Raw genomic sequence first — 7,893 nt, 5'->3', positions numbered from 1 at the left:
GTCTGGCACTTCCCCGTCGACGACGAGGACGTGCCGGCTCCCGGCACCGGAACCCGGTGCTCCGGCTGGTGCCGGGAGCCACCTACCGTACGACCAGCAGGACCAGCAGGACCAGCACCACCGCGCGGCCCGCCGGGCCGCGCAGCCCGACGCACGACCCCTTTCCTTCACGACGAGGTGATGAGCGACATGACTCAGCAGGCGAACCGGAGCTCCGGTCCGGACCGGACGCGAACCCCGCGCCCCCGCCCCTTCTCGCACGCGCTGCGTGCGGTCCTGGCAGGGGCCGTCCTGCTGCTCGCCTCGGTGCTCGGCGCGGCGCCGGCGAGCGCCCACGGCGGGGAGATCATCCTGTCGATCGGCGGTGACGGTGCCGGGGGCGTGTCGGTCAACGTGACGTACAAGACCGACGGGCACCCCGTCGAGGAGATCGTCGACGTCATGGTGACGGCGGTCTCCGCGGAGGGCACCGAGGTCGGTCCGATCCAGCTCTCCTCGGCCTCCGAGGGCGTCGGCTGGTACACGTCGGCCCCCGACGTCCTGAGCGAGGGCAACTGGACCGTGACCGCGACGACCACGACGCCCGTGGCGACGACCGCGACGACGCAGATCGACGTGGTCCCCCCGGCGGCCCCGCCCGCGCCCGCGGAGGACGGCGCCGACGGCGAGGTCGCCGCACAGGGCGACGAGGCCGCGTCGTCCGCTGCCGCGAGCGAGGACGAGGCGTCGGGCGTCCCGACGACCGCGATCGTCGTCGGCGTGGTCGTGCTGCTCGCTGCCGCCGGAGCCGTGCTGGTGCTCCGCCGTCGGGCCACGGCCACCAAGCGCCCCTGAGACCTGGCGCAGCGGTGACCACCGCGCGCCGCACCACAGCCCACCCGGGTGCACGCCGCACACGGGCGCACCCGCAGCACGACGGAACGAAGGAGACACCGACATGGCACGACCGATCACCCTCTTCACCGGCCAGTGGGCCGACCTGCCTTTCGAGGAGGTCGTACGCCTCGCGTCCGGCTGGGGCTACGACGGCCTGGAGATCGCCTGCTGGGGCGACCACCTGGATCCCTGGCGCTGGGACGACGACGAGTACGTCGCGGGCAAGCTCGCGCTGCTCGAGGCGCACGGGCTCAAGGTCTACGCCATCTCGAACCACCTCAAGGGCCAGGCGGTGTGCGACGACCCGATCGACCAGCGTCACCGCGACATCCTCTCGGACCGCGTGTGGGGCGACGGCGACCCCGAGGGCGTGCGTCAGCGCGCGGCCGAGGAGATGAAGAACACGGCGCGCCTGGCGGCCAGGCTGGGCGTCAAGACGGTCGTCGGCTTCACGGGGTCCTCGATCTGGAAGTACGTGGCGATGTTCCCGCCGGCGTCGCAGGACATGATCGACGCGGGCTACCAGGACTTCGCGGACCGCTGGAACCCGATCCTCGACGTGTTCGACGAGGTCGGGGTCCGTTTCGCGCACGAGGTCCACCCGAGCGAGATCGCGTACGACTACTGGACGACGGTCCGCACGCTCGAGGCGATCGGCCACCGCGAGGCGTTCGGGCTGAACTGGGACCCGAGCCACATGGTGTGGCAGGACCTGGACCCGGTCGGGTTCCTGTGGGACTTCCAGGACCGGATCTACCACGTGGACTGCAAGGACACCAAGAAGCGCATGCACAACGGCCGCAACGGCCGTCTGGGCTCGCACCTGGCCTGGGCCGACCCGCGCCGTGGCTGGGACTTCATCTCGACGGGTCACGGGGACGTCCCGTGGGAGGACAGCTTCCGGATGCTCAACAGCATCGGGTACGACGGTCCGATCTCGGTCGAGTGGGAGGACGCGGGCATGGACCGCCTCGTGGGTGCGCCCGAGGCCCTCGCGTTCGTCAAGCAGTACGCGTTCGAGGCTCCCGACGCGGCGTTCGACGCGGCGTTCTCGACCAAGGAGTAGCAGCAGGAAGCAGGCGCCGGAAGGGCGTCCTCCCACCGGGGAGGGCGCCCTTCCGGCGTGTCCGGGCGAGGGGCGACGGGCCTGGCGGGGCACGTGCCGGCACGCGGTTCGTCACGGTTCAGCCGCGCGACAGTGCGCCTCGGCAATTGTTTAACCGATGGAGTTACCTAACGGTGACATCTAACATTCGGCTTTTGCTTGACGCTCGACATAAGTCCCCCTACGGTATGGGACATGCGAGCCGAAGAAGTCGCGCGAGACCACGGGGCTGTCACCGCCCCCGCCCCCAGGACGGAGCCGTCCTCCCTGAACGGCCGTGCCGTCGTGGGCACCGCGACCACCCCAGTTCTTGTCCACCCCGCGAGCGACCTGCTCCCGAGCCGACTGCCCGCCGCGGGCTACCGCGCCGGGATCATCGGGACCGGGTTCATCGGCGAGGTCCACGCCCGCGCGATCCGCACGGCCGGGGGAGACCTCGTCTCGGTCGCCGGCATCGACGCGCCGGGGGCGCGCGAGGCCGCCGCCGACCTCGGTGCCCTGGGGTACGCGGCCACGTCGCAGGAGCTCATCGACGACCCGGACATCGACGTCGTGCACATCTGCACCCCCAACTTCCTGCACGTACCGCTCGCCACGGCCGCGCTGGCCGCGGGCAAGCACGTGGTGTGCGAGAAGCCCCTCGCGATGGACCTCGAGGGCGCGATCGCGCTCGCCGGCCTCGCCGAGGAGGCCGCCGCCACCGACGGCCGCGTCGCCGTCGTGCCCTTCGCCTACCGCTTCCACCCCATGGTCCGCGAGGCGCGCGCCCGGGTCCGCAGCGGCGCGGTCGGCACCATCAGCCTCGTGCACGGCTCCTACCTCCAGGACTGGCTCCTGCGGGCGAGCGACGACAACTGGCGCGTCGACCCCGCCCTGGGCGGCGCGAGCCGTGCGTTCGGTGACATCGGCTCGCACTTCTGCGACCTGCTCGAGTTCACGACGGGGCAGCGCATCGTGCGGCTCGTCGCGCAGACCGCGACGATCAACGCCGAGCGCACGGGCGCCGACGGCCGCCCCGCGGCGGTCCGCACCGAGGACGCCGTGACCCTGCAGTACGAGACCGACGGAGGAGCGCTCGGCTCGGCCGTCATCAGCCAGGTCTCGGCCGGGCGCAAGAACCGGCTCTTCCTCGAGATCTCGGGCTCCGAGTCGACCCTCGCGTTCGACCAGGAGGGCCCCGAGACCCTCTGGGAGGGCCGCCGCGACACGAGCCGCCTGCTCATCCGCGACCCCGAGGCGCTCACGCCCGAGGCCGCCCGCTACTCCCGGCTCCCCGCAGGACACCCGCAGGGATACCAGGACTGCTTCAACGCCCTCGTCGGCGACACCGCGGCGGCCATCAACGGGCAGACGCCCGACGGGCTGCCCACGTTCGCCGACGGGCTCCGGGCCGCGCGCCTCGCCGAGGCCGTCGCCCGATCCGCACGCACCGGCACCTGGGTGGAGGTAGGAGCATGACCGCATCGACGGCAGCAGGAGGCGCGAGCACCACGGGCGCGCCCATCCTGCAGCTGCGGGGCATCGGCAAGGTCTTCTTCGGCAACTCGGTCCTGCGCGGCATCGACCTCGACGTGCGGCCCGGTGAGGTCCACGCGCTCGTCGGGGAGAACGGCGCCGGCAAGTCCACGCTCATGAAGATCATCGCCGGGGTCCACAAGCCCGACTCGGGCACCATGGAGCTCGACGGGAAGCCCGTCGCGTTCGCCTCGCCCCTCGCGGCCCAGGCCGCCGGCGTCTCGACCGTCTTCCAGGAGTTCAACCTCCTGCCCGAGCGCACGGTCGCCGAGAACGTCTACCTCGGTCGTGAGCCCCGCCGGTTCGGGATCGTCGACGCCGGGCGCATGGCCCGCGACACCGACGCCCTGCTCGCGGACCTCGGCCTGCACGGCCTCGCGTCCTGGATGCGGGTCGGCTCGCTGTCCGTGGCCGAGCAGCAGATCGTGGAGATCGTCAAGGCCGTCTCCTACGACGCGCGCATCATCTCGATGGACGAGCCCACGGCAGCGCTCGCCGACCAGGAGGTCGAGCTCCTCTACGCGCTCGTCGCGCAGCTGCGGGCCCGCGGCGTCGCCATCCTCTACGTCTCGCACCGCCTCAAGGAGATCTTCGACCTCTGCGACACCATCACGGTGCTCAAGGACGGCGACTTCGTGCTGACGACCGCGACGGCCGACATCACCCCGGACCGCCTGGTGCGCACCATGGTCGGGCGCGAGTTCGCGGGCTACTACCCGGACAAGGACCCCGGCACGGTGCCCGGCGCGGTCAAGCTCGCGCTCAAGGGTGCGGGCAACACCCAGGTCGACGGGATCGACCTCGAGGTCCGAGCGGGCGAGATCGTCGCGCTCGCGGGCCTGCAGGGCAGCGGCCGCACCGAGATCGCGCACGGCGTGTTCGGTGTCGCTCCCTTCACGCGCGGCACGATCCTGCTCGACGGCAAGCCCGTCACGGTCTCCTCGGCCCGCGAGGCCGTCCGCCTGGGCCTGGCGCTCGTGACCGAGGACCGCAAGGCCGAGGGGCTCGCGCTCGAGCAGTCGATCTCCGCGAACGCGCGGCTCGTGCTCGACTCCGTGACCCCGGGGTCCTCCGACCGCCGCGCCAGGGCGATCCCCGGCATCCTCTCGTCCCTCGACCTGGTCTCGCGCTCCAAGGACGCCGAGGTCCAGTACCTCTCGGGTGGCAACCAGCAGAAGGTCGTCCTCGCCAAGTGGCTCGTGACCGACCCCTCGGTGATCGTGCTCGACGAGCCCACGCGAGGGATCGACGTCGGCGCCAAGCGTGCGGTCTACGACCTCATGCGCACCCTCACGGCGCGCGGGGTCGCGATCCTGCTCATCTCCTCGGAGCTCCCCGAGGTCGTCGCCATGGCCGACCGCATCCTCGTGATGCGCGACGGCCGCCTGGCCGGGGAGCTCCCCGCGGGCAGCGACGAGGAGACCATCATGGCGATGGCCACCGGGGCGGGGGACACCTCGGAGCACGTCGAGGTCGACCTCTCCGCCCTCGACGTACCCGTGGGCGACGCAGCCCGCGCACCCCAGTCCGTGCTGCCCGGCGGCGAGCCCGCCTCCCCCCGGCACGCGCAGCGCGACACCACCCAGGAGGACCAATGAGCACCGCGGTGAGCACCGCCTCGCCCTCGACGGGGAGCGCGAAGTCGACCTCCGGCCCGCGCCGGCGCCGGCTCGGCTCGACGGGGATCGTCTACCTCGCCCTCGTCGGGATCCTCGTGATCTCGGCAGGACTGGTCGCGGCCCAGGGCGGCAACTTCTTCAGCCAGGGCAACCTGTTCTACCTGCTGTCGCAGACGAGCCTGCTGGGCTTCGTCGCGATCGGGCAGACGTTCGTGATCCTCTGCAAGTCGCTCGACCTGTCGGTCGGCTACGTCGTGGCCTGGTCCTCGCTCGTCGCCGCCACGACCATGGCCGGTGACCCGTCGCGCATCTGGCTCGGCGTGGTGGCGGCCCTGGCGGTCGCCGCGGGGGTCGGCCTGGTCAACGGCCTGGTGATCTCCAAGCTCCGCGTGAACTCGTTCATCGCGACGCTCGGCGTCGGCCTCATCATCAAGGGCTACCTCGACACCCAGTACAAGGGTCCGTCGGGCGAGATCCCCAAGGCGTTCCAGGGCTTCGGCTACACGCGGATCGGCCCGGTGCCGATCTCGGTCATCGTGCTCGCGGTGGTCATGGTGCTCGGCGTGGTCCTGCTGAACCGCACCCGCTCCGGGTACCACATGTTCGCGGTCGGCGGGAACATCGACGTCGCCCGGCTCTCGGGCATCCGCACCGACCGGTCGATCATCCTGGCCCACGTCCTGTGCTCGCTGTGCGCGGGCGTCGCGGGGCTCCTCATCGCCGCTCGTTTCGGCACGGGCAACGCCCTGGTCTACACCTACGGCTACGACCTCAACTCGATCGCGGCCGTCGTGCTCGGCGGGACCCTGCTCATGGGCGGGCGCGGATCGATCATGGGCACGATCGCGGGCGTCCTGATCCTCGCCTCGCTCGACACGGTGTTCAACGTCCTCGACGTCAGCCCGTTCTTCAAGGACGTCCTGCGCGGCGCGATCATCATCGCCGCGGTCGCCATGTACGCCCGCCGTCAGATCGACCCCGCGAGCAGCCGAGCGAGGTTCCGGGCACTGGCCCAGTCCGTCCGTCCCGGCGGCGCGCGGGACGGGCAGGCCCCTCCAGGCTCCTCGTCCGCGTCCGCCCCGTCCACCTCGTCCGGCAAGGAGGCCACCCGATGAGCGCGAGCACGTCCGCGACCACGCCGAGCGGCACCGGCACCGCCGGCGCACCGCAGCCGGGGCCCTCCGGCAACGGCTTCTCCCGCCTGGTGCAGCGCGCCACGTCCGGCAGCTCCTGGACCGTCTACGCCCTGCTGATCGTCGTCTTCGTCGCGATCCTCGTCATGAACCCGTCGTTCGGCGAGCCCATGTCGCTCATGGCCTTCCTCAAGAAGGCGGCACCGCTGATCGTCCTGGCGATCGGTCAGTACTTCGTGATCGTCTCCGGTGAGTTCGACCTCTCGGTCGGGTCGCTCGTGGGGGCCCAGGTCGTCATCGCGGCCAAGCTCATCGACGGCGAGGAGTCCATGACCTGGCCCGTGATCGGTCTGATGGTCCTCTTCGGTCTGGGGGTCGGGCTGATCAACGGCCTCATCGTCACGCTGCTCAAGGTCCCGTCGTTCATCACGACGCTCGGCATGATGCTCGTCCTGTACGGGGCGATCAGGCTCTGGACCGGTGGGGCGCCCACGGGCTCCCTGACCGAGGGCTTCCGCCAGTGGGGGCGCGGCGGCTTCCCGGACACGCCCGGTCAGTTCCAGGTGCCGTACGCGGTGCTCATCACGCTCGTCCTCGGCGTCGTGGCCGTGATCATCATGCGGCGCCCCTACGGGCGCACCCTCGTCGCGACGGGCGACAACGACGTGGCTGCCGCCTTCTCCGGCGCCTCGGTCTGGTGGGTGCGCACGCGCGCCTTCCTGTTCTCGGGCTTCATGGCCACGGTCGCGGGCATCCTCATCGGCGGCTACGCCGGCGTGACGGCCCAGGTCGGCGACGGGCTCGAGTTCATGGCCATCACGGCGGTCGTCCTGGGTGGCGTGGTCCTGGGCGGCGGTCGCGGGTCGGTCGTCGCGGCCATGGCCGGCGCGCTGACCCTCGAGGCGCTGTTCACGCTCTTCAACCAGCTCAGCCTGCCGTCGACGATCCGTCCCGCGGTCCAGGGCGTGATCATCATCGCGGCCGTCGCCTACGCCGCGATGCCGCGCAGGTCCAAGGCAGCCCCGAGCTCCCCGACCACCCCGGCAGGGGTCCCCGAACCCACCGTCCCCAAGGAGCCCCAGCCAGCAGCACCCTAGACCTCCGGCCACCCCCCGGAACGCCACACAGATCCGTCCCCGACAGGCCGTCGCACCCGCTGCGACGGCAGGACAAAGAAGTCTCTCGATCATCAGGAGAAGGAACATGCGACGCTCTCGAGTTCTCATGGCAGGAGCCGCGACCGCGGCACTGCTGTTCACCGCTGCGTGCACCACCGACGCGCCCGCCGACACCCCGGACGCGGGTGCCGCGGCCACCGAGGAGTCCACGGAGGAGTCCAACGAGTCCGGTGCGAACAGCCAGTGGTTCGTGCAGGCCGACTACGAGCGCCAGCTCGCGCAGCGCTCGGCGGTGCCCGAGGGGCCGGGCGAGCAGCCGTGGCTGCAGGCGATCGACCCCGAGTACGTGGACACCGCGCAGTACGCGAAGGAGGGGGGCAAGAAGCTCTGCTTCTCCAACGCCTCGGTCTCCAACCCGTGGCGTGTCACGGGCTTCATCACGATGCAGCAGCAGGTCGAGGTCCTCAAGGCCTCGGGCGACATCTCGGAGTTCCGCTTCTCGGACGCGGCCGACGACGACAACAAGC

The 7,893-nt window shown here is 71.3% G+C and carries 6 protein-coding genes and 1 pseudogene; all 7 read left to right on the top strand.

Features of this window, described 5'->3' with window-relative positions:
* Positions 1-180: 180 nt before the first annotated feature.
* A complete protein-coding gene (locus ACFWFR_RS15035) occupies positions 181-834 on the top strand; it encodes a hypothetical protein (RefSeq protein WP_377623486.1) in 654 nt (217 codons plus the stop codon).
* A 103-nt stretch (positions 835-937) separates the two neighbouring features.
* Entirely contained in the window at positions 938-1,942 is a 1,005-nt protein-coding gene (locus ACFWFR_RS15030) for a sugar phosphate isomerase/epimerase family protein (RefSeq protein WP_377623485.1), read from the top strand.
* Between the two features lie 234 nt (positions 1,943-2,176).
* Positions 2,177-3,439: a Gfo/Idh/MocA family protein gene (locus tag ACFWFR_RS15025; protein WP_191799892.1), complete on the top strand. Its 1,263-nt coding sequence runs from the start codon at positions 2,177-2,179 to the stop codon at positions 3,437-3,439.
* Positions 3,436-5,094: a sugar ABC transporter ATP-binding protein gene (locus ACFWFR_RS15020; protein ID WP_377623484.1), complete on the top strand. Its 1,659-nt coding sequence runs from the start codon at positions 3,436-3,438 to the stop codon at positions 5,092-5,094. The genes ACFWFR_RS15025 and ACFWFR_RS15020 overlap by 4 nt, the downstream gene beginning before the upstream one ends.
* Complete coding sequence (locus ACFWFR_RS15015) at positions 5,091-6,230, top strand: ABC transporter permease (protein WP_191799888.1); 1,140 nt, start codon at positions 5,091-5,093, stop codon at positions 6,228-6,230. The genes ACFWFR_RS15020 and ACFWFR_RS15015 overlap by 4 nt, the downstream gene beginning before the upstream one ends.
* Positions 6,227-7,345, top strand: coding sequence for an ABC transporter permease (locus ACFWFR_RS15010; protein ID WP_191799886.1), 1,119 nt, complete (start codon positions 6,227-6,229; stop codon positions 7,343-7,345). The genes ACFWFR_RS15015 and ACFWFR_RS15010 overlap by 4 nt, the downstream gene beginning before the upstream one ends.
* A 106-nt stretch (positions 7,346-7,451) precedes the next feature.
* Positions 7,452-7,893, top strand: a pseudogene (locus ACFWFR_RS15005) (ABC transporter substrate-binding protein); the annotation flags it as partial.

The organism is Oerskovia sp. NPDC060287 (assembly GCF_042726775.1).
In the GTDB taxonomy this organism is placed as follows: Bacteria; Actinomycetota; Actinomycetes; order Actinomycetales; family Cellulomonadaceae; genus Oerskovia; species Oerskovia merdavium.
Note: the sequence above shows the minus strand (reverse complement) of the source record. Positions and strands in the feature narration are given on the sequence as shown.